The sequence below is a fragment of the Mesorhizobium sp. WSM4976 genome (assembly GCF_029625685.1).
Classification (GTDB): domain Bacteria; phylum Pseudomonadota; class Alphaproteobacteria; order Rhizobiales; family Rhizobiaceae; genus Mesorhizobium.
This window is the reverse complement of the sequence record NZ_JARTVT010000012.1, coordinates 69,688-91,042: the sequence shown is the minus strand read 5'-3', so window position 1 is coordinate 91,042 and position 21,355 is coordinate 69,688. Positions and strand designations below refer to the sequence as shown.

General features: G+C 64.9%; 23 protein-coding genes. 8 read left to right on the top strand and 15 right to left on the bottom strand.

The window, feature by feature from the left end; translation table 11 throughout:
- The first annotated feature begins 77 nt into the window (after window positions 1-77).
- From P9272_RS16295 to P9272_RS16285, 3 genes are all read left to right on the top strand, one after another.
- Window positions 78-815 (top strand): sulfotransferase family protein, encoded by a 738-nt coding sequence (locus P9272_RS16295; RefSeq protein WP_128260467.1) that lies wholly within the window; start codon window positions 78-80, stop codon window positions 813-815.
- 213 nt (window positions 816-1,028) lie between these two features.
- Window positions 1,029-1,343, top strand: a complete 315-nt coding sequence (locus tag P9272_RS16290; protein ID WP_128260468.1) for a GYD domain-containing protein — start codon at window positions 1,029-1,031, stop codon at window positions 1,341-1,343.
- Between the two features lie 23 nt (window positions 1,344-1,366).
- Window positions 1,367-1,660, top strand: coding sequence for an antibiotic biosynthesis monooxygenase (locus P9272_RS16285; RefSeq protein ID WP_128260469.1), 294 nt, complete (start codon window positions 1,367-1,369; stop codon window positions 1,658-1,660).
- Between the two features lie 111 nt (window positions 1,661-1,771).
- Here the strand turns inward: P9272_RS16285 and P9272_RS16280 are convergent, their stop codons facing one another.
- From P9272_RS16280 to P9272_RS16265, 4 genes are all read right to left on the bottom strand, one after another.
- The gene (locus tag P9272_RS16280) at window positions 1,772-1,927 is read right to left on the bottom strand and encodes a DUF1127 domain-containing protein (RefSeq protein ID WP_128260470.1); all 156 of its coding nucleotides are present in this window, start codon (window positions 1,925-1,927) and stop codon (window positions 1,772-1,774) included.
- A 197-nt stretch (window positions 1,928-2,124) separates the two neighbouring features.
- The gene (locus P9272_RS16275) at window positions 2,125-3,333 is read right to left on the bottom strand and encodes an amidohydrolase family protein (RefSeq protein WP_278161398.1); all 1,209 of its coding nucleotides are present in this window, start codon (window positions 3,331-3,333) and stop codon (window positions 2,125-2,127) included.
- A gap of 292 nt (window positions 3,334-3,625) precedes the next feature.
- Window positions 3,626-4,081 (bottom strand): GFA family protein, encoded by a 456-nt coding sequence (locus P9272_RS16270; protein ID WP_278161287.1) that lies wholly within the window; start codon window positions 4,079-4,081, stop codon window positions 3,626-3,628.
- Window positions 4,082-4,161: 80 nt separating this feature from the next.
- The gene (locus P9272_RS16265; protein ID WP_128260472.1) at window positions 4,162-4,719 is read right to left on the bottom strand and encodes an isochorismatase family protein; all 558 of its coding nucleotides are present in this window, start codon (window positions 4,717-4,719) and stop codon (window positions 4,162-4,164) included.
- Between the two features lie 138 nt (window positions 4,720-4,857).
- On the opposite strand from P9272_RS16265, the gene P9272_RS16260 reads away from it, so the two are divergent.
- Window positions 4,858-5,367, top strand: a complete 510-nt coding sequence (locus tag P9272_RS16260) for a hypothetical protein (protein WP_278161286.1) — start codon at window positions 4,858-4,860, stop codon at window positions 5,365-5,367.
- Between the two features lie 29 nt (window positions 5,368-5,396).
- On the opposite strand, the gene P9272_RS16255 is transcribed toward P9272_RS16260, so the two are convergent.
- The gene (locus tag P9272_RS16255; protein WP_128260473.1) at window positions 5,397-6,305 is read right to left on the bottom strand and encodes a LysR family transcriptional regulator; all 909 of its coding nucleotides are present in this window, start codon (window positions 6,303-6,305) and stop codon (window positions 5,397-5,399) included.
- 99 nt (window positions 6,306-6,404) lie between these two features.
- Between P9272_RS16255 and P9272_RS16250 the strand changes: the two genes are divergently transcribed.
- Window positions 6,405-7,643: an MFS transporter gene (locus P9272_RS16250; RefSeq protein WP_278161285.1), complete on the top strand. Its 1,239-nt coding sequence runs from the start codon at window positions 6,405-6,407 to the stop codon at window positions 7,641-7,643.
- Between the two features lie 78 nt (window positions 7,644-7,721).
- Here P9272_RS16250 and P9272_RS16245 read toward each other — a convergent pair whose 3' ends face one another.
- A complete protein-coding gene (locus P9272_RS16245; protein WP_278161284.1) occupies window positions 7,722-9,737 on the bottom strand; it encodes an amidase in 2,016 nt (671 codons plus the stop codon).
- 391 nt (window positions 9,738-10,128) lie between these two features.
- On the opposite strand from P9272_RS16245, the gene P9272_RS16240 reads away from it, so the two are divergent.
- The gene (locus tag P9272_RS16240; RefSeq protein ID WP_278161283.1) at window positions 10,129-10,239 is read left to right on the top strand and encodes a putative RiPP precursor; all 111 of its coding nucleotides are present in this window, start codon (window positions 10,129-10,131) and stop codon (window positions 10,237-10,239) included.
- A gap of 114 nt (window positions 10,240-10,353) precedes the next feature.
- On the opposite strand, the gene P9272_RS16235 is transcribed toward P9272_RS16240, so the two are convergent.
- The 5 genes from P9272_RS16235 to P9272_RS16215 all read right to left on the bottom strand — a co-directional run bounded on the left by P9272_RS16235 (window position 10,354) and on the right by P9272_RS16215 (window position 15,979).
- Complete coding sequence (locus P9272_RS16235) at window positions 10,354-11,541, bottom strand: hypothetical protein (RefSeq protein ID WP_278161282.1); 1,188 nt, start codon at window positions 11,539-11,541, stop codon at window positions 10,354-10,356.
- A complete protein-coding gene (locus P9272_RS16230) occupies window positions 11,531-11,653 on the bottom strand; it encodes a hypothetical protein (protein ID WP_278161281.1) in 123 nt (40 codons plus the stop codon). The genes P9272_RS16235 and P9272_RS16230 overlap by 11 nt, the downstream gene beginning before the upstream one ends.
- A 203-nt stretch (window positions 11,654-11,856) precedes the next feature.
- A complete protein-coding gene (locus P9272_RS16225; protein ID WP_278161280.1) occupies window positions 11,857-14,100 on the bottom strand; it encodes a molybdopterin cofactor-binding domain-containing protein in 2,244 nt (747 codons plus the stop codon).
- A complete protein-coding gene (locus P9272_RS16220; RefSeq protein ID WP_278161279.1) occupies window positions 14,100-14,606 on the bottom strand; it encodes a (2Fe-2S)-binding protein in 507 nt (168 codons plus the stop codon). The genes P9272_RS16225 and P9272_RS16220 overlap by 1 nt, the downstream gene beginning before the upstream one ends.
- A complete protein-coding gene (locus tag P9272_RS16215) occupies window positions 14,606-15,979 on the bottom strand; it encodes a cytochrome c (protein ID WP_278161278.1) in 1,374 nt (457 codons plus the stop codon). The genes P9272_RS16220 and P9272_RS16215 overlap by 1 nt, the downstream gene beginning before the upstream one ends.
- 487 nt (window positions 15,980-16,466) lie before the next feature.
- Here P9272_RS16215 and P9272_RS16210 point away from each other — a divergent pair, with 487 nt between their 5' ends.
- Window positions 16,467-16,559 carry a putative RiPP precursor gene (locus P9272_RS16210; RefSeq protein WP_278161277.1) on the top strand — a complete coding sequence of 31 codons (93 nt, stop codon included), beginning with the start codon at window positions 16,467-16,469 and terminating at the stop codon, window positions 16,557-16,559.
- Between the two features lie 136 nt (window positions 16,560-16,695).
- Window positions 16,696-17,358 (top strand): DUF6064 family protein, encoded by a 663-nt coding sequence (locus P9272_RS16205; protein ID WP_278161276.1) that lies wholly within the window; start codon window positions 16,696-16,698, stop codon window positions 17,356-17,358.
- Between the two features lie 3 nt (window positions 17,359-17,361).
- Here the strand turns inward: P9272_RS16205 and xth are convergent, their stop codons facing one another.
- The 4 genes from xth to P9272_RS16185 form a co-directional block, all read right to left on the bottom strand.
- A complete protein-coding gene (gene xth, locus P9272_RS16200) occupies window positions 17,362-18,135 on the bottom strand; it encodes an exodeoxyribonuclease III (protein WP_278161275.1) in 774 nt (257 codons plus the stop codon).
- 165 nt (window positions 18,136-18,300) lie between these two features.
- Complete coding sequence (locus P9272_RS16195) at window positions 18,301-18,954, bottom strand: alpha/beta fold hydrolase (protein WP_278161274.1); 654 nt, start codon at window positions 18,952-18,954, stop codon at window positions 18,301-18,303.
- A 203-nt stretch (window positions 18,955-19,157) separates the two neighbouring features.
- Window positions 19,158-20,252 (bottom strand): tetratricopeptide repeat protein, encoded by a 1,095-nt coding sequence (locus tag P9272_RS16190; RefSeq protein WP_278161273.1) that lies wholly within the window; start codon window positions 20,250-20,252, stop codon window positions 19,158-19,160.
- 11 nt (window positions 20,253-20,263) lie between these two features.
- Window positions 20,264-21,172, bottom strand: a complete 909-nt coding sequence (locus P9272_RS16185) for a Ku protein (RefSeq protein WP_128260486.1) — start codon at window positions 21,170-21,172, stop codon at window positions 20,264-20,266.
- Window positions 21,173-21,355 lie beyond the last annotated feature (183 nt).

Here is a 21,355-nt window from a genome sequence, read left to right as displayed (position 1 = left end):
CGGGCGGACGGGCGCACGATCAAACCAAGGATCCGGGAAACCACGAGAAAATCAATCCGGACCAATGGGGAGCACAAATGACGCTTGAGGTCATCGGGGCCGGCTTCGGCCGCACTGGCACGTGGTCGACTTTCGCCGCACTGAACCGGCTCGGTTTTGCGAGCTACCACATGCAGGAAGTCATCATCAACAAGGCAAACAAGGGCCATCTGGATTTTTGGCGCAGGGTGGCAAACAGCCAGCCGGGCAGCCAGCACGACTGGAACCAGGTCTTCGCGAATTACCGGGCGACCGTCGACAATCCAGGCTGTTGCGTATGGAAGGAATTGATGGCCGCCTACCCCCGCGCCAAGGTGCTTCTGACGCTGCATCCGCGCGGCGCCGAAGCCTGGTACGACAGCACCATCGACACGATCTACTTCACCGAAAATGTCTGGCAGTTCAAGGTGCTGGAATGGCTGACGCCCTTCGGACGCAAGTTCGGCGACATGTCGCGCAAGCTGGTCTGGGGCCGCACGCTGAAGGGCGTGATGAACGACCGCGACAAGGCAGTAGCGCGCTACAACGCCTACATCGACGAGGTTAAGGCGGCGGTGTCGCCGGAAAGGCTGCTGGTCTTCAAGGTCACCGACGGCTGGGGACCGCTCTGCGATTTCCTCGGGGTCCCGCTGCCGAACGAGCCCTTCCCCAACCTTAATGACCGCGCCAGCATCAAGAAGATCATCCGCGAGATGATGATAGGCTCTTATGTGATGCTGGCAGGCGTGGCGCTGGCGATCGCGTTGGTGATCGGCGGCCTGTGGTGGCTGCGCTGACAACCGGCCGGGGCGAGGCCCGGAACATCGACGATTGCCGTCATATTAGAAAAAGCGCATATTAATCGAAGTTGAAGCCATGCTTCAGCCGAACCGCCCGATTGGCGCGTTGCCCCGGGGGCGGTCCGCAGACCACGTCAAATGTCAGGGAAGGAAGTCCGCGCTGGCCAAAGGAACGGCCAGCCCGAGACATGGCATCTGGAGGAGGATCCCATGAAGGTTACCATACTGGCGAGTTACGAACCCCATGCCGCCAAGGGGCTGATGCAAGGATCGAACCGGGAAGCTGCAATCGCGGCGCTGTTTGAAAGCGTGGGCGGCAGGATGAACAGCCTGATGTTCACGCGCGGCCTCTATGACGTCATCGTCAATGGCGAGGTGCCGGACCAGATTGCCGGAATGGGGATGGCGCTCGCGGTGCGCGCGAGCGGCTCGGTGAGCGATCTCGTCGTCCTAGAGGAGCTCGACATGAAGGCCGTGATCGCGGCCGCCAACAAGGCCGCCGGCGCCTACAAGCCGGCCGGCTGATGTCTCATCGAACGGAGGATGCCATGACCGCCTACAACGTAGTCCGCTTTCGCACCAAGCCCGGCAAGGAGCAGGCCTTCATCGACGCGCACAAGAAGGTCGACTTGAACGCCAAGGGCTTTCGCAAGGGCGCCCTGATCAAGACCGGCGAGCGCACATTCTGCATGCTCGGCGAATGGAACGACATGGACAGCCTTGCCGCGGCGCGCCCGATGATGATTGGCGTTCTCGACACGTTCCGCGATATGCTCGAAGACCTGGGCGGCGATCTCGGCGTGACGGATCCGGTGTCCGGCACGGTCGTTGCGGAAATATAGGCTGAAGGCGCCGCCGTCTGGCGCCGGACGGACCGCCTTGCGCGGCCGCCGGGGCCGTGGGCGCGAAGTTCTCGAGAAGCGGTCGACCCGGTGCGGCGCCTTTGGCACGCGTCAGAACGGCAACCGAATCTCGGCGTCCTGGGTGGCCTGCGGCCAGCCGATATCCTTGCGAATCTCCGGCGGCAGCTCGTTGAGCTCGCGCGTCGTGCGGCGGCGCTTGGCAGCCTCGGCGAAGGCGGCGCGGATCCGGTTAAGGTTCTTGAACATGAAGCCCCCATAAATCAGCAGCGGAAAGCCGGTGCCGCCTCTTCACCCGGCGCCGCTTTTGCAATGCGTCTGTAACCGGTGGATTGCGCGCGAACGGTGAATTGCCTCACGAAGCCGGAGCAGCCTGAAACATATGCGTGCAAACTGATTTGCGGGATCGGCATACGGCCAGAGGGACAGGCGCGCGCCTAGTTTCGCTACGCCAACACCTTCCCGCCCCGCGCCACTTCCCTGCCCGCGCGATAGACTTTGCGGTCCTTCGGCACTGCCACCACTGCTTCGGGGATATGCTCGGCCCTGAGCGCGACAAAGTCGGCTTTGGCGCCGACGGCGATGCCGTAGCCTTCGAGCCCGAGCGCCTTGGCGCCGGCATGGCTCACGACGTCATAGGCGGCTTCCAGCTCCCAATCCTCGTAGAAGCCGGAGCGATAGCCGATCATGTTGGCGCGGTTCAGCATGTCGCCATCGCCGTAGGGCCACCAGGAATCCCGGATGTTGTCTGAGCCGGCGAAGACCGTGACGCCCGCCTTGCGCAGCGCCGCCACCGGCGGAAAGGCATGGTCGCCGGGGGCGTTGGTCATGATGGCGACGCCAGCGGCGGCGATCCTCTCGCCGGCCCTGGCGAGCGCTTCCGCGGAGATGTCGCCCAGCGCGTAGGCATGGCTGACGGCGACTTTCCCCGGCATGCCCGATGCCGTGGTGCGGGCGACGATCTCCTCGATCTCGAACAGGCCGAGCGTGCCGCGGTCATGCAGGTGGATATCGATGCCGGCGCCGCGCTTTTCGGCAAGCCCGAAGACCACGTCGAGATGGGCCTTCACATCGCGGTCGAAGCTTGCCGGATCGAGCCCGCCGATCAGGTCACAGCCGAGCTTCAGCGCTTCGTCGAGCAGTCCGGCCGTGCCTGGCGAGGACAGGATGCCGCTCTGCGGGAAGGCAACGAGCTGAATGTCGATCAGGTCGCGGTATTTCTCCCGCACGGCGAGGATCGTCTCGACATGCTTCAGCCCGACCGCGGCATCGACCATGACGTGGCTGCGCATGGCGAGGCTGCCATGGCCGATACAGAGCTCGAGCTGGTTCTTCGCGCGCTCCGCCATGGGTGCTGCCTGCTCGAGGTTGCGCATCTGGAAGGCCACCCGCTCGCGCACGTCGAAACCGTCGGTGCAGGGAATGTGCGGGCGCCAGGCGTCGCCGTAGAAAGAGGTGTCGAGATGGATGTGGCCCTCGACGAAGGCCGGCAGGACGAGCTTTCCGGCGAGGTCGACGGCGCCGTCCGTCGGCGGCGTCGTGTTCGCTGCAGGCGCCACAGCGCTGAAGCGGCCGCCCTCGACGGTGAGATCGGCGACCGTGCCGTCGGCGAGCCTGGCGTTGAGGAAATGAGTCTGGTTCAAGATGCATCCCATTGAAAGTGAACGCATCAGTGGTCGTCGCTTGGCATGCCAAGGTCAATGCGGCATGGCATAGAAAGTGTTTCGCCCTTGCCTTCTCCCGTTGTGGGAGATGGCAAATACAACGCCTGCTATATACCGCTTTCGCGGAAGTTTCAGCGGGCGGCAAATGTGCCATGGTGAGGTCTGCGGTATGAGGCCGCCGTGGTCGACGCGGACGCCCAAGCACATCCCCAACAATGCGCCCCCAACGGACGCGTCGACCATGACCAGAATGCCGACGGCGACCTTGCCCAGGGTCGCCGTTTTACTTCTGCGCTCCGGCGTATTCGGCGACCAGCCCCTCATATTCCTCGAAGGCGGGCAGCGCTTCGTAGCTGTGCACGGCAGGCGTCGCCGCCCAGGGCAGCTTCTCGGCCGTCCAGGTCTCGATGAAGGGCGTGAACCATGCAGGGTCGTCGAGCATGGTCGGGCGCAGGTTGACGAACCAGTCCATCCCTTCCGGCCGGGTGAACATCCAGGTCATGCAGCAGCCGCAGAAATAGTGTTTCGACGCGCCATGCAGGCCGCCGATCACCGGCTTGCCTTTCGTCACCTCGAAACCTTCCGACGGGATCGCCGCGCTCAGCGAATAGGCGCTGGACGACATGCGCTGGCAGCCGGTGCAATGGCAGGCCATGGTGAGCAGAGGCTTTGCCGAGATTTTCAGGCGCACGCGGCCGCAGCGGCAGCCTCCTTCGGCGGGGAGAGCGAGGGTGGGCAAGATAGCCTCCTTGGGTTGGGGGTCCTCAGGTCGAGGCTTCACTGACATGTGTGAGAGCGGGGCGCGAAGGAATGCGGCCTTCAGTTGTTGCCCGCAACCAGCTCCGCCGTCGTCGTCAAGCGCGCGCCCTGGCCGGCAAAGGCGTCATTGTGGCGGGCGATGATGTCGGGCGCCTTCTCCTCGATCGAATCCAGCGTCGAATGCGCGTCGGAGACCACTGTGACGCCCAGGCCCTCGGCCAAGGCGCCCTTGACGGTAGCGGCGACGCAGAAATCGGTCTGGGCTCCGACGAGCACGACGTCCTTCGCACCCTGCCCCGCCACCCATTCGGCGAGTTCGGGATTGGAGAAGGCGTTGCCGATTTTCTTGCCGAAGGTCGGCTCGTCGGCCGCCTGGCCGAGCAGCGGCCAGACCGGCCAGCCAGAGGCGCCCGGCGCCAGCGGATCGCCTGCCGGCCCGTCATGGCGGATGAAAGCCACCTTGCGGCCGGACCTGCGCGCCCAGCCGATCAGCACGCGCGTGCGCTCGGCGATGGCGTCGGCGTCATGGATCGGCGGGTCGAAACGGCCGTCGAACATGCCGGTCTGCAGGTCGATGACGATGAGCGGCGCGGCGGCGGAGGGAGCGGTGTTCGGCATGGCGCGAAGATAGCGTGGGCGGGGGGCGGGTCAAGGACGAAGCAGGGCCAGCAGCAGCAACTCGGGCGATCATATGCAATTTTCGGTTGTATTCAGAAACAATCACAACTAAGGTGTCAAGAGATCGGGGGAATGACAATGGATGAACAATACACCGTGTTCCTAATCGGAGGAGGCACGGGAGGTGACGAGCAGGCGGTGTTCACACCGCACAATGTGGGGACCCGGTGCAAGCTCACCTGCAGCTATCGCAACAAAGTCATCGCTGCCGAGGAAGACGACTATTTCGAAGCCCTGTGCCAAATCCGCAAGCAGCTCGAAGTGGAAGGAATACTGCCCTTTTGTTATGGCGCGAGCGCCAATGTTTTCCCTGAAGGCACCGTGACAGGGATGAGTCGTGGATTGGTGGTCTGCAAAGTGAAAACGGGGGAGCGCCCCAAGAAGAGCGACTTAGTCAATATATTTGACGAAGGTTATGATGTGATGCCCGTGTTCGTCTCCATGCAGCAGAAGTTTTGGGATTCGTGGCTCGCCTCCCTGCCCCGGGCGCAAGACCCGGAGATCGCGAACTCGACGGACGGTGCAGCCCCCTCCCTCTTGCAGTCTCTGACAGTTCGTTTTGCCAAGATGTTGAAATCGCTTTTCTAGGGTCAGGGGGGAAGGGGGGCGCCTGGCTTCTACGACATCAGCGGCATCGGGCCCTTCAGCGCTTCAGCCAGCGCGTCGCGGAAGACCGCGATCGGACGCGCCAGCCTGCCGGCCGGGGGGCGGTGCAGCAGCCAGCAGCGGACCTGCGGCTTGAAGCCGGGGCAGTCGACCACCTCGACTGCGTCGCGCCATTGGCTGCCCGACAGCGCGCCCGGCGTGACGACGCCGATGCCGTGGCCGCGCGCCACCAAGGACATCCTGAGGTCGGCGCCCTGCGCCTCGACGCCGACCTGGAAGGGCAGCCGCGCCGCCTCGAAGCGATGGCGGATGAAGGCGCGGAAGCCGCAGCCGGTTTCGTTGAGCACCCATGGGTAGCGCGCTAGATCGTTGAGCTCGGCGGGCCTCGGCACGCCGAGGCTTGGCGAGGCCACCAGCAGCACCGCCTGGACGCCGAGATCCTCCCCGACAAGTTCGGGCGGCGGCGCGACGCCCTCTGCGAGGCAGACGGCGACAGCGTCGATCTCGCTGTGCAGCACCTGCTCCACAAGGCGCGGCGACAGGCTTGAGGTGATCTTCAGCGTCAGTTGCGGGAAGGCCGAGCGAAGACTGTCGAGCGGCTCGGACAGCGCGCTGGTCGACAGATATGGCATGATGCCGAGGCGGAACTCGCCCCTCACCTCGCCGCCCGGCGAGACGCCCGCCTTCAGGTCTTCGAGCGAGCGCAGCACGCGGCGGCCATGTTCATAGGCCTCACGGCCGGACGCGGTGGGTTTGAGCGGCTTCGACTGGCGGTCGAGCAGAGGCGTCGCCAGCCGCTCCTCCAGATTCTGAACCCGGCGCGTCACGCCGGGCTGCGTGAGGTTGAGCCTCGCCGAGGCGCCGACGATGGAGCCGGTTTCGACAACGGCGACGAAGGCCTCGAGGTCATGGATGTTCATGCGCAATCCGCATAATGATTATCAGATCGTTTCAATTGTAGCATTATGATCGTTGCCAATAAAGTCCCCGCGAAACATGCGCACAGCGAGGCCACCCCCATGAACGGCACAGATAATGCGCGGATCGCTACGGCCGAGTTTATCGAACGGCCGCCACATACCGGCGGCAGCACCATCACCCCGCCCCAGACGCTGCTGTTCGCCGCCTCGGTCGGCATCATCGTCACCAATCTGTTCGCGCCGCAGACGCTGGTCGGGCTGATCGGACCGTCGCTGGGCGCTAAAGCATCGGAGAGCGGCCTGGTCTCGATGGCGACCCTGCTCGGCTACGCCGCCGGGCTTTTCTTCCTGGTGCCGTTGTCGGATCTCACCGAGAATCGCGCGCTGGTGCTGCGCATGCTCGCTGCGGCCGTGCTCGCTGCAGCGGTCGCTTCGTTCGCGCCGTCCGCCAACTCGCTGCTCGCCGTGCTGTTCGTGCTCGGCGCCGCCTGTTCCTGCATCCAGGTGCTGGTGCCGGTGGCGGCCTCGATGGCGCCGGCGGGACAGGACGGGCGCGTCATCGGCGACGTCATGAGCGGGCTGATGATCGGCATCCTGTTGTCGCGTCCGATTGCCAGCCTCGTCGCCGACGCCTTCGGCTGGCGCGCCTTCTACGGCATCAGTGCCGCGGCGCTGGCGCTACTTGCCATCCTGCTGGGCCTCACCTTGCCGAGTCGGAAACCGCCAGCGCATGCGCGATATGCTGGGCTCATCGCCTCGCTGGTCGGGCTTCTGCGCCAGGAGCCGGTGCTGCGCCGCCGCGCCTTCACGGCGAGCCTGGTGATGGCGGCGTTCAGCGTGTTCTGGACGGCGGTGGCGCTGCGCCTCTCCGCCCCGCCTTTCGATCTCGGACAGAAAGGCATTGCGCTGTTCGCGCTGGTCGGCGCCGGGGGCGCGGCGGTGACGCCGATATTCGGCCGCGCCGGCGACCGCGGTTTTACGCGCCCGGCGACGGTTTTCTGCCATCTCGTGCTGATCGCGGCGCTCGGCCTCGCGGCATGGGCCGGCGCGGCCAAGACCGGCGGTGCATGGCTGCCGCTCATCCTCATGGGCGCCAGCGCCGTGCTGCTGGATGTCGGCGTGACCGGCGACCAGACGCTGGGCCGCCGCGCCATCAATCTTCTGCAGCCGAAGGCGCGCGGCCGCATCAACGGTCTGTTCGTCGGCATCTTCTTCATCGGCGGCGCGCTCGGCTCGTTGCTGGCCGGCATTGCCTGGGCCTGGGGCGGCTGGAACGCGGTTTGCGCGGCCGGGGCCGCATTCGGAGTGGTGGCGCTGGTGGTGGATTGGATGGAGTAGCGGGTGGTTTGTGAAGGGAGCGCCGGCGCCTGAGCGCTCAATCTTCCCCTTGTGGGGAAGATCGGCAGGTTCGGCGCCTCAGCCAATCCCGCCCGTCACGGCATATGCCCCGCCGACGTGCCCGTCCGGCATCCTCACAGTGGCCGTGACGATCGAGCCATAGGAACCGCGCCAGACGCTGTGGAAACCTTGATGCGTCGCGGCCGGCACTATGACCCGGCCGGTGTAGCGGTTCCCGCTGGCCTGCATGATCACCGGCTCGCCGTTGACGTGGACTTTCACGCCCGCCTCCGGCCTGCCCGCCTCGATCTCCAGCGCGATGGTGATCTCGTCGGTGTCACCGGCGTTGACCGTTTCGGCAGTCAGCTTCAAGACAAACGGCGCATCGCCGGCACCACTCATCACATCGCTGCCCGCCGCAAATACATCGTCCACCAGCGCAGGCGTGCGCGGCGGAACGGTGCGGCGCCGCGTCGCGCGCTCATAGTCGCCGCCCATCGTCAGCAGCATCGTGTCGTCATAGGCCTTGCCGGCGAAGGTCAGGCCGACCGGCATGCCGATATCGGCCATGGTGCCCATCGGCACCGTCACCGTCGGGATGCCCAGATGCCGCCAGACCAGATTGCCGTTGGCGACCCAGGTGCCGTTGCGCCAGGCGAGCCGGGCGGAAGCATCGTTCACGTCGGCATCGGCCGGCCCCACATCGGCGACCGCCGGCAGCACGATGGCGTCGAGCATGTTGGCATCGAGCCAGTCCTCGAAGTCGACGCGGCGCGTTGCCTCCAGGCCTTTCAGTCCTTCCTCGAGGGTGGGAACGGCAGTGAGCGGCGCCACACCCTGCTTCGCCCGCTCGACATACTGCGCCAGATCGAGATCGGCCTCGCCATAACGGTCGCGCAACGTGCCCGGCGGCTGCGGGAAGATCTTTGCACCGTCGACCGAAGCAAGATCGGGGACGGCCGGATCGGCATTGGCGCGCAGGAAGTCGTCCCACGACCAGATGGACAGGTCCCAGATTTCGCGTTCGGCGAATTCCGGCGGCACAAGGCCACGATCGACCATCGACAGCGCGCCCGGACGATCGCGCTCGTAATTGGACACGACAGGGAAATCGACTTCGACCACTTCGGCGCCGAGCGATTCCAGGTCGCGCGCCGCCTGCCGCCAGAGCTCCAGCACCGAGGCGCGCGTCTCGATCGGCCGGTCGGTGCCCTCGTCGTTGCCGATATACATTTTCGGCACGCCGAGTCGCTTGCCTTTGAGCGCGCCCTGCACGGCAAGCGCGGTGTAGCTTACCGGCCTTAGCGTCGAGGCTTTCGGGATATCCACCCAGGGCTGCACGCGCCAGAAGTCGCCGCGCGGCTCGGCATCATCGGCGACGATGACGTCGAGCAGTTCCAGCATGTCGGCGATGCTGCGCGTATGCGGCACCACCACATCCATGGTCGGCACCAGGGGCCAGTTGCCGCGCACCGAGATCACGCCGCGCGATGGCGTGTAGGCAGTGAGCGCATTGTTGGAAGCGGGCGCGCGCCCGGACGACCAGGTTTCCTCGCCGAGCCCGAAGGCGGCGAAGGACGCGGCGGTCGCCGTGCCCGAACCATTGGACGAACCCGAGGCGAAGGCGGCGGTGAGGAAATCCTTGTTGTAAGGGCTCTCGGCGCGGCCATAAACGCCGCGCTGCATGCCGCCATTGGCCATCGGCGGCATGTTGGTGAGGCCGACCAGCACCGCGCCGGCGGCGCGCAGCCTGGCGATGGTGAAAGCATCCTCGCTCGCCACGAGATGCTCGAAAGCCGGCGAGCCGGCCGCCACCGTCAGGCCCTTGGCCATGTAGCTGTCCTTGGCGGTGTAAGGGATGCCGTCGAGCGGCCCGAGCGCCTTTCCCGCACGCCGGCGCCGGTCGGACGCTTCCGCCTCCTCGAACATCTTTGGATTGAGGATGGGGACCGCGTTCAGCGTGATGCCGTGGCGGTCGTAATGGGCGATGCGCCTGAGATAGGCCGCGACCAGCTCGACGCTGGTGACGGTGCCCTGCTCCAGCGCGCGGCGCAGTTCGGCGATCGAGGCTTCGACGATGTGGAGGGTGGGCATGTCTCGTCCTTGCGCTCGTGACCGGTCGCATCGACCAAACGTCGCGTTCCGTCACACCCCCCTCTGCCCTGCCGGGCATCTCCCCCGCAAGGGGGGAGATCGATGTCGCCAGCGCTTTCGCAAGTTTTCGCGCTGCCAGCGTATGGCGGTGCGCGCAAGCTGCTGACCTCCCCATGCAAGGGAAATGGCCGAGCTTTTTGCAAGGCTAAGCGCAGGACATTACAAAGGACCGATGCATGTGCCTCGTTAGACGACCTTTCTGACTGGCCAACCAACGACTGTGGGCGGAAAGCCACATCCCCAAGAATAGCTGAACCGGTTTGAGGCGCATTGGTTGACAGCACAGGGTGTTATGGGATCATCCGGCAGGGATTTCGCAGGAGAGCTTGGCATGAAGAAAGTCTACGAGAAGCCTACATTCGTTCTTAAAGGCAGACTTGGGGTGATCACCGCCGCAAATGCCCCGGTGGTGTTGTCCAACCCGCCGCCGCCGCCGCAATAATACACGCATCGGCCGAACCATTAGCAATGGCGCGGCCGCTTCCGGCGGCAATGCGGGGGGCATAATTCCCATTGTGGTTGGTCGAACCTGCCAAAAAGGTGACGTACAAGTCGGTCAGCGCGCCAGCACAAGATCGTCCAGGACCAACTGCCAGTAGTGCTTTGTGGAGACGCGCACCCGCGTCACAGCCTTGAGCATGGGCGCGTAGTGGACAGGCGCCAGCGCCGATAGCACCACCTCATCGCTGGCCACGAGTTCGTCGCCCAGCCAGCTTTCGATCAGCGCCACCTCGCCTTCCGATTTTATCCAGGCGGCGGTCAGCATGACCGAATGAAAGCCGAAGGGCGTCGCGCTGCCGAACTCGGCCGGGTGGCCGCTGCTGGTATAAGCCGCGTGGTCGCCGCGGGTGCTGCCGTTGAGATAGCCCTCGCTCTCCTTGACGTAGTTTCTCGCGATGGCGTTGATGTTGCGCCATTCCAGGCCGGCATGGCCGGAGGGCACTTTCTTGAAGTCGAGCGCGGTGACGTCGTCAAAGCCGATCCGCGACAGAGCGGCCTCGCCGGAGATCGCGCCCGGCCTCAGTTCGCCGAGGTCGGTGGGATAAGGAGAGAGCGCAAGACGCCGCCCGATATCCGCTCCCGATATCTCAAGTGTGTCGGCCTCATCCGGGAGATCGAAGTGAAAGCTGCCTGCCGCGAGCAGTACGGTCTGGAGCAGTTCACCCTTGCCCATCAACTTCAATGTCGCCTGCGCCGATGCCGGAACCCTGCCGCGCAGACTCCGCCCTGGGACCAGTCCGACAAGTCCCGGCAGATCCTCTCCCACCAGACCGGCCGGAGAACCCGGAAGTTCCACGAGCCGCAACGTCTGGCTCTCATTGCCCGTGCTGACGCGCCATCCCTTGGGGACGGACACCGAAAACCGATATGTTCCAGGCGCGCGTAGGCTTGCCCAGCGCTTCCGGGTCGACATCAGGAAGTTAGCGAAGCCGGAACTGTTCGTGCGGGCCGAGGTGATGAACGCGCCCTTGTGGTCGGACACCCGTACGAGAATGCCGCCCATCGGCCGGTCGGCCTCGCCGAATCTGCCGTCGCCATCGACATCCATGAAGACGAAGGACGAGTAGTTCAGCGCGTGGCCGCTGACGGACCAGTCGGCTCGTGCCTGATAATCCCGCGAAGGGTCGGCGCTGCGGCGCAGCTTGCGGCGCTTGCGGCGCCGACGCAGGACGAGCGCAATGAGGGCGATTGCGCCCGCACCCACGAGAGCCGAGACGAAAAGGACAAGAGTGTTAGCAGCCACAGGCGCCGCGCTCCTCGCCGCGCAACCGCTTGCCGGCGCCGCTATCCCGGAGCCTGGCGAAACAGGCATCGCAAACCGGCATCGCCGGCAGCCTGTCGATCGGTCTCTTCATGGCTCCCCCGCGCCTTTCGCCGCCCGGTGACGGCAAGCGTTCATCATCCTAGCCAAGCTCGCGGCCAAGGCCAGTGCGTTTCACCTTTTCATGGAGACGGCGAAACGCCGATCGCGTTGTTTTCACGCAGGTGCGGGCCATCCCATGGACATCTTCCCGCAAGGGGCTCTGGCCGGGACGCCGGATTTCCCGAACGCAGCTCCCTAAACACCCAGCACCGCCTTCACGCGCTCGCGTGTGAAGGGCAGGTCATGAATCCGCTTCCCCGTCGCACTCCGGAACGCGTTGGCTATCGCACCGGCGGTGGGGCCTTGGGCGGCTTCGGCGACACCCAGATAGGGCGCTCCCGGGTTGTCGACGACTTGCACGTCGATAGTGTCTGGAACAGCGCTGAAACGCAGGATCGGATAGGTCGACCAGTCGGGACTCAAGATGCGCGTGCGGTCGAAATGCACCTCCTCGTAAAGCGTCCAGCTCATCGACTGCAAGATGCCGCCTTCGGTCTGATTGATGATCGAATCCGGGGCGACCGCCTCGCCGCAATCGACCGCAGCGACGACGCGTGACACCTTGATTGCGCCGCTGTCGCTATCGACATTGGCCTCCAGCGCGACGGCCAGGTAAGCGGCGTGGTTCTTGTATTTGGCGAAGGCAAAACCCCTGCCTCGGCCTTCCGGCAAGGCTTCCTTCGACCAGCCGAATTTTTGCGCTGCGACCTCGATGACCTTTTTGGCGCGCGGGTCCTTCAGGTGGCGCAGGCGGTATTCAACCGGGTCGGCATTCGCCGCTTGCGCCAGCTCGTCCATGAAGCTCTCGATGGAGAAGACGTTGCAATAGGCGCCGAGGCTGCGCAGCGAGGACACGCGTAGCGGCATGTCCGCGACGAAATGCCAGTTCACGCGCTGGTTGGGCACGTCATAAAGCGGGATAGCGTTGCGGTCGCCATTGCCGAGCGGCGATATCTGCAGCTTCGCTGGATCGGGCGGGAAATGCCGCGCCATCAAGCGCCCGGCGATCAGCGATCCGGCCGAGCCCGGCCGCGTGCCATGGCTGTTGCTCCACAGGTCGTAGTGCCAACTGACGATGTTGCCGCTCTGGTCGAGCGTGGCTCTCGCCCTGGTCAGCATCGCCGGCCCGTATGGTTCCCACAGATGCTCCTGGTCGCGCATCCACTGCACGCGCACCGGCTTGCCCGGCACTGTCTGCGCTATCAGCGCAGCGTCGGCCGCCGCGTCGTCAGCGCCGTTGTGGCCGTAGCAACCGGAGCCTTCGCTGTGGATGCAGCGCACCCTCTCCTCCGGCACGTCGAGCATCTGAGCAATCGCCTTGCGGTCGGGATAGACGCCCTGCGTGTGCGTCCATACTGTCGTCAAGCCATTATCGAGCATGGCTATCGCACTCGATGGGCCGATCGAGCCGTGCATCTGGTAGGCGCGTGTGAACCGCGCCTCGATTGTCCTGGCGCCAGGGACGCTATCGGCGCCGACCGAGGTCACGGTACCGACCTCCGCCACCGATTTTTCAAGGAATGCCGGCAAGTCGTACTGGTCGGGAAGGGCCGCCTGCTCCTGCCATTTGGCGACGCCGGCCATGGCGCGCATGGCCCTCACCGCCTGGAATTCCTGCTCGGCGACCACGGCCAGGAAATCGCCGTCGCGCACCACCGCAATGACGCCAGGCATCGCCTTGACGGCGGCATCGGCGAAGCCGGAAAGCTTCGCCCCGTAGCTCGGGGGCCGCACCACGCGAGCATGGACCATGCCAGGCGGCCTCATGTCCTGCACGTAAGCATGCCCGCCGGTGACCTTGGCCGGTATGTCCACCCGCGCGAAGGGTTTGCCGATGGCATGGTAAGCGGCGGGCAGCTTGAGCTTGGTGTCGGCCGCCGCATTGACATGCAGGAAATCGGCCCCGACCAGTTCGCCATAGCTGGCCTTGGCGCCGTTGGGCCCAATGATCACACCCGCTTGCGCCTTGAGCGCCTCGATGGGCGCGCCAAGTTTTTCGCTGGCCTTGGCAATCAGGATTTGCCGCACCTGCGCCGAGGCATAGCGGATGGCGGTGCCCGAGTTCTGGATGGTCTGGCTGCCGGCGGTATAGCCTTCGTTCGGTGTCAGCGCGGTATCGGCGGTGATCAGCTTGATCGATGCGGGCTCCACCTCCAACTCCTCGGCAGCGATCTGGCGCAGCGACGTCTTGGTGCCTTGGCCAAGCTCGGCCTTGCCGGTGAACACGGTGATCGAACCGTCGGCATCGATGCGTATCCAGGCGTCGAGCGACGGCGTGTCATCCAGGCTGCCCGGCAGCTTCGGCTTCTCCGTCGCGGCAGGCGCTGCCGGGGCAGATTCCTGCGCCGCGGCGGGGATGGCGAAGGACACGACCAGCGCGCCGGCTCCCGCCAGGAAGCCGCGGCGGGTGACATCGGAAAGCAGGTTCGGTGCGTTCATCATCCCCTCCCCGTTGCGGCGATCGGCGCCATGGTGTCGGCGGACTTGCCCTGCATCAGGTCGCGGGCGCGGGCCACGGCCCGAAGGATGCGCATATGCGTGCCGCAGCGACAGAGATTGGGCTCCAGCGCCTGCCTGATGTCGGCGTCGGCGGCATCGGGCTTTGCCTCGAGCAGCGCCTGCGCCCGAATCATCATGCCGGCGATGCAATAGCCGCACTGCGCCGCCTGTTGCTCGATAAATGCTTTTTGCATCGGTCCGGGGTCGTCGATGGTGCCAAGCCCCTCGACCGTCTTGATCTCGCGCCCCTCGACCAGCATGGCCGGCGTGAGACAGGAAAAGACCGCCTTACCGTCGACCATTACCGTACAGGCGCCGCACTGGCCGAGGCCGCAACCGAACTTGGCGCCGTTGAGCTTCAATTCGTTGCGCAGCACATAAAGCAGCGGCGTGGCCGGATCGATGTCGATATCATGCGAAGCGCCGTTGACGTTGAGCTTAACCATCAGTCCTTGGCTCCTACATTGCCCGGGCCGCGCTCGATGCCGTCCGAAGGCCTGATGCTGACCCGGTATTTCCCGCTCCTGGTGTCGGCGAGCTTCGCTTTCGCATCTGCCCATGCCGGCTTCTGGGCATAGGCCTCGCGCAGATAGCCCAGCAGGTCCGCCACCTGATCGTCAGTCAGCGTCGCGGCGAAGCCCGGCATGATCGGACTCTCCCGGCCGCTCGCCGCCGGGAGGCCAAAGAGCACGACGTTGATCGCATTTTGCGGATCGCGCGCGGCGATGATGCTGGAAAGATGGAAATCGATGCCGCCGAAAGGCTGCGGACGGCTGCCGTCATGACATGTGGCGCAGGCCGCCTGGTAGATCGCGCCGCCGCGGCTTGTCGGACTGCCGGTGGTGGCGCTGGCCGGTATCGGCGTGCCGCCCTGGTCGACCGAAAGCTTCTTGCGGATGTCTTCGGCTGCCGCCGCACGCTCGGGTGTAGGCGCGCCCATCCGCGAGATCAGATACGTGGCGATGGCGCTGATGTCGGAATCGGGAAGCCGGCCGAGATTGCCGGTGACCTCGGCCATCGGCCCGTTGGCCACGCCGTGATCGGCATGCCAGCCCTGGCGCAGATAGGCGAACAGGCTGTCATGCGTCCACGGGATAGGCGCGGAAGACGATCTGTCGAGCGGGAAGGCATCCCAGCCCTCCGCTTCGCCGCCAGCCAGATGCGCGCTTTTCCGCTCGGCGCCCATGATGTTGCGCGGCGTGTGGCAGGCGCCGCAATGGCCAAGCCCTTCTACGAGATAGGCGCCGCGGTTCCAGTCGGCACTCTGCGCGGTATCCTCGCGATAAGCCCCCTTGTCGAAGAAGAGCAGCTTCCAGCCCGCCAGGACGAAACGCATGTTGAGCGGGAACGGCAGCTCGTTGGCGGGGGGCCGGCTCTCCACGGCATGCCTCGTCATCAGATAGGCATAGAGCGCCTTGTTGTCCTGGTCGGAAACCAACGTGAAATGGTCGAACGGGAAGGCTGGATAAAGGTGGTCGCCATTGCGCTCGACGCCTTCTCGCATCGCCCGGCTGAAGGCAGCTTCCGACCAGCGCCCGATACCGGTCTTGGGGTCCGGCGTGATGTTGGTGGAATAGATAGTTCCGAACGGCGTCGGCACCGCCAACCCGCCGGCGAAGGACTTCCCGCCGGGCTTGGTGTGGCAGGCCGTGCAGTTGCCCACCGAAGCGAGCACCGCCCCCTTCTCGATCAGCGCCTGGTCGAAGGAGGAGCGCTGGGGCGGTTCGATCGGATCGATGGCCGGCTTCCAGGCGTAGGCTGCAAAGCCCGCGAGGCAGACGACGACAAGAACGAGAACGCCGATCCAAAAGCGTTTCAAACAAGACTCCCTGAGGCGGGCGCGCTGTCGAAGCGGCTGTTCAAGCTCCCAGGCTTCACGCCACGCCGGTAGAACTAGGTTCGACCTGCGAGGGGTCAATGACAGTTCACCCCCACGTGAGGGAGATCGGGCGCCGCGCTTTTCCGCCAACCCGGCAAACAGCCGGCCCCTACCCGCCCGCCGCCAGGCAGTCACGGGTCGTGCGATCGACGCCTGCTGTCAAAAAAAGCCTGCCCGTTGGCGGCAAAACACGCGGTCTCTCTGGCTTCAACAATATGGACGTACCGCCCCATGGAATTGCTGAAGCTGCATGCCACGTTCACCGCGCGACATCTTCCGGCTCCAGCCGCTCCAATCCTCACAATATTGGCGGCAGTTAAATCAGTAGAACGCTGTCCCCAGAAACAGAACGGCGGATTGAGGCGCTTACTTGACAGAAACGGTCCGTATGAGATGATCCGCCGGGATCTTCGAGGAGAGAAAGCGCATGAAGAAGACTTATGAAAAGCCGGTATTCGTCCGCAAGGGCAAGCTTTCGGCGATTGTCGCCGTTGGTTCAGTACCGCTACCTCCGCCGTGATCGGTCAAACCAAATTAAGCCTTTCGATAATCCCCGCCACGGCGGGGATTATTGTTTCCGCGGCGCGAGCAGGAAATTGCGCCGGATCAAGGGAGCGAGCCCCGACCGCGGCTAGCATGGAGTCGGAGGTTTGCTGATGCTGCCTTTCACCACCGATCAGTTTCTGGCCAACCTGGCCGCGTACAACCAAGCTTTCTGGCCCGTCCAACTGGCGGCCCTTGGCCTTGGCGGCTGCGCGGTGGTCCTGCTCCTATTGCGGCCAGGAATGGCGGATCGACTGATCACGTTCATCCTGGCTGCCATGTGGCTATGGACGGGCATCGCCTATCACTGGCTTTATTTCAGCCGGATCAACCAGGCTGCTGTGGCCTTTGGCGCCTTGTTCGTCGCGCAGGCAGCTTTGCTGGCGCATGTCGGCATCAGGAAACAACTCCGTTTCGGCCGGGGTTTCGGGCCTGCTGTGGGCGTGGGCATCGCCTTCGTGGGCTACGCGATCGTGCTTTATCCGCTGATCGGCACCTGGACGGGTCATGCATATCCCCGGACACCGGCGTTTGGCGTCACACCCTGCCCGGTGACCATATTCACCTTCGGGCTGCTCCTTCTCGCCAAACAGCCGCCGCCGCGGCCATTGCTTGTCGTTCCGTTGATCTGGTCCTTGATCGGAGGGAGCGCCGCATTCCTCCTCGGCGTGCCGCAGGACTGGCTGCTGCTGGCGAGCGGGGTCATTGCCGTCCCGCTGATCGTCCTCGGGGATCGGCGGCATGCGCGCGCGCCGAGCGCTGAAAAGCCCGCGTGAGCGTCAGCCCAGTTGAACCCACACCGGCGCGTGGTCGCTGGCGTTGTCCTGGCCCCTCACCTCGCGGTCGATGCCCGCTGCCTCGAGCCTTCGCGCCAGCTTCTTCGACAGCAGGATGTGGTCGAGCCTGAGACCCGCGTCGCGCTGCCAACGATTCCGGCGGTAATCCCAGAAAGTGTAGAGCCTCTCCTCCCTCGGAAAGACCTTGCGCAGCGCATCCATCCAGCCCTGCTCGATGAGCGCCGCGAAGGCGGCGCGGCTTTGAGGCTGCACCAGCGCGTTCTCGTCATAGGAACGGGTCTGGTAAATGTCGCGCGGCTCGGGCACGATGTTGAAGTCGCCTGCGAGCGCCACTGGCAGGCCCGTGTCGAAAAGCTCGCCGGCATGCGCGGCGAAACGGTCGTGCCAGGCGAGCTTGTAGTCGAATTTCGGCCCTGGTCGCGGGTTGCCGTTCGGCGCGTAGAGGCAGGCAATGATCACGCCGTCGACCGCCGCCTCGATGTAGCGGGCTTGGCGGTCGGCATCGTCGCCCGGCAGCGCGTCGCGCGTCAGCACCGGCTCGGCGCCGCGCGCAAGTATGGCGACGCCGTTCCAGGTCGGCTCACCTTTCCACACCGCGCCGTAGCCGGCCTTGGCGAGCCGGGTCAGCGGAAACTGGGTGTCGCGCGCCTTCAGTTCCTGCAGGCAGACGACATCGGGTTTTGCGGCGGCCAGCCAGGCGAGCAGGTTTTCCAGCCGGCTGTTGATGTTGTTGATGTTGAGGGTGGCGAGCTTCATTTGCCGAAGACGCCCCTCAATTCGTCATTCTCGGACTTGACCCGAGGATCCATGCCGCGACCTTCGCCGTGGAACGCGGCGGGCCAGAATTCTGAACCGGAGCAACGCTTTAGCGTCACGGAATGGATCCTAGGGTCTGCGCGCGTCGCTTCGCTCCTTGCTGCCCTAGGATGACGAGGCCGAGGGCTGCGCCAACTTGGCCTTTATGGTCTCCGCCACCGTCTTCAAATGATCCGCCGTCGAAAAGCCCGAAATCGCCTTGCGCGGTTTCAAATCGTGGTCGCCGTCCTCCAGCCAGACCACGTCTATCGCCGGGGAGAGGCCGTAGGTCGCGACCTCGTCCTTCGTCCCGAACTCGTCGCGCGTGCCCTGAAAGATCAGCGTCGGGGTTTTCAGATCGAGAAGATGTTTCGTCCGCAGTTGCTCGGGCTTGCCCGGCGGATGAAACGGATAGCCGAGGCAGACCAGTCCGGCGATCTCGCCCCTGGCGAACATCTCGTCGGCGACCATGGAGGCCACGCGGCCGCCCATCGACTTGCCGCCGATGATCAGCTTGCCGGTCACGCCTTTGGCGCGCAGATCGGCGATTGCCTTGATGTATTCCGGATTGACCGTCTCGGCGCGCGGCGGCGGCTTGCGGTGACCATAGCGGCGCGCCGCCATGTAGTGGAACTCGAAGCGCGCCACCTGGAAGCCGGCAGCGGCTAATGCCTTGGCCGTGGCCGTCATAGAGGGCGAATCCATCGAAGCGCCGGCGCCATGGGCGAGCAGGATGGTGACGGGAGCGGTGTCAAAACCGTCGAAGAGGAAGTGGGTCATGGATGCGCCAGCCTCACCTTTCCCCTTGTGGGAGAAGGCGGCCGAGCGAAGCTCGGACGGATGAGGGGTGCTCCAGCTTGGCGGACACGTCCATCGATATCCTTACTTGCGACAAGGTCACCACCGCCTCATTGCTTCCAGCACCCCTCATCCGGCTCGGCGCTGCGGGCCGATCCACCTTCTCCCACAAGAAGGAGAAGCGCTCACCCCGCAGTCCGCGCCATATGCAGATCCACGAACTGTATACCCTTCTGCGCCAGCCGCGCCCATTCAGAGTCCGCGTCCAACTCCAGATAGCGCGCCCACAGCCGGCGCGCTTCGGCGAGGTTGCCCGCGTCGAATTCCAGCCGCGCCAGGTTGAACACCGGGTCGGCATAGGCCTTGTCGAGCACGATCGCCTTTTGCAGATGCCGGCGCGCCGACGCCACCTTGCCCTCGTCGCTCATGAGGCCGGCAAGGTTGAACCAGGCCTCGACAAAGCCGGGATCGAGCTTGATCGCGCGGGCATAGTCATGCGCGGCTTCGGCAATCCGGTCGGCGCCGCGCAGGCAGTTGGCGCGGTTGAAGGCGGCAATCGCGTCCTTCGGATCGATCGCCAGGCAGCGCTGGTAGAGGGCTGCCGCGTCATCGTGGCGCCCCTCCTCTTCCGCCATCTCCGCCTCGGCGAACAGTTCTTCCAGCGTGTCGTCTTCTGGCGAGCCGAGGTCAAACAGCAATTGGCCGTCGAGCTCGCTTGTCCCATCGTCGAGATAGATCGCATCCGGCCGGCCATGCTGCGAGCCGAGATTGAGCGATTTTGCCGTGAGCGAGGCGACCGGGCCTGACCGGTGCACCGAGCGTGCGATCGCGCCCCAGGTGGCGCCGCTGGCAATCAGCCCGGCATATTTCCTCGCCAGGATCAGGTCGCGAAAGGAATAAGGCTCGCCGTCATGCTCGAAGGCGTCGAACAGCGACAACATGTCGAGAGCATCGCCCGCGAGCCGCGACTGGTCGATCAGCGATTGCCTGGAGAGCGACGAGGCGTCGGGCGCCTTCATCAGCCCGAGCAGGCGCAGGAAGCCGTTTTCGCTGACCAAGGTGCGGCCGGCTTCGCGCTCGGCCCCGGCGCGGCGCTCGATCGCGGCATCTCCGGATTTCGCCTTGGCGAGAAGCGCGCGACCGAACACGACATGGGTGGTGCGCCGGGTGACGCCCCGCCTGAGCTCCGCATGGCGGCGCTCCACCTCGCGCGCTGCCAGCCGCAGCGGAAAGGCGGCCAGCGCGCCGACGACGCCATACACGGCGCCGGGAGCGATCACTGGCCCTCCCGTCACTTCTTGCTCTTGCCCACGGCCTTCAGCAGGTTCGCCTTCAGCGGGTTCTCAGGCGCCCCGCCGGCAGCCGTCTTCTTGGCGGGCTTGGCCGGTGCTTCCTCGGCCTTGCTCTTCGACTTCGCCGGAGGCTTGGCAGACTGCGACAGGCTCGCCTTCAGCGCGTCCATCAGGTTGATGACATTGCCGCGCTCGGGTGCCGCCGCGATGATCGGCTTGTGACCCTTCAGCTTCTCGCGGATCATCGCCATCAGAGCCACTTCGTAGCGATCCTCATAGTTCTTCGGGTCGAAATGAGTCTCCTTCTGCTTGATCAGCGCCATGGCAAGCTCCAACATTTCCGGATCCGGCTTGCCGGCCGGAATGTTGCCGAAATACTCAGCCGTGCCGCGCACTTCGTTGGGGTTCCTCAAGGTGCAGACGAACATGCCGTTCTCGCGCGCGCCGATCGTCACCACGCGCTCACGGCTGGAGAGAACCAGGCGCGCGATGGCGAGCTTGCCGGATTTGCGCATGGCTTCGCGCAGCACCGCGAAGGTTTCCTCGGCCATTGCGCCGTCGGGCGCGAGATAGTAGGGCGCGTCCTGATAGATGACATCGACCTCGCCCTCGTCGACGAAGGCCTCGATGTTCATCGTGTGATTGGATTCGATCCGCACCGCGTCGAGGTCGGCGTCATCGATGATGATGTACTGCTTGTCCTCATATTCGTAGCCGCGCACCAGGTCCGAGCGCTCGACCAGGCCGAGCTCGGGATCGACCGGCTTCATGTTGATGCGGTTGTGGGTCTTCTTGTGCAGCTGATTGAACGAGATGCGCTCGCTCGCGCTGGTGGCCGGATAGAGCCGGACCGGACAGCTGACGAGGCTGAGCTTGAGGTAACCTTTCCAACTTGCCCTGGGCGCCATGACGAACTCCTACGCGGCCATGCACTGACACTATTTGGGAGCATGGTGGGGACCATGCTGTTGCAGCGCTTCGTCCGAAGGACGGTTGGCGCTCTGGAAATCCTACACCGACCCCTCACCTTACAGCCGAATTCCTGACGAAGTGTTCTTGGGGCAGGTTGGCGCGGAGAATAATTCAAATTG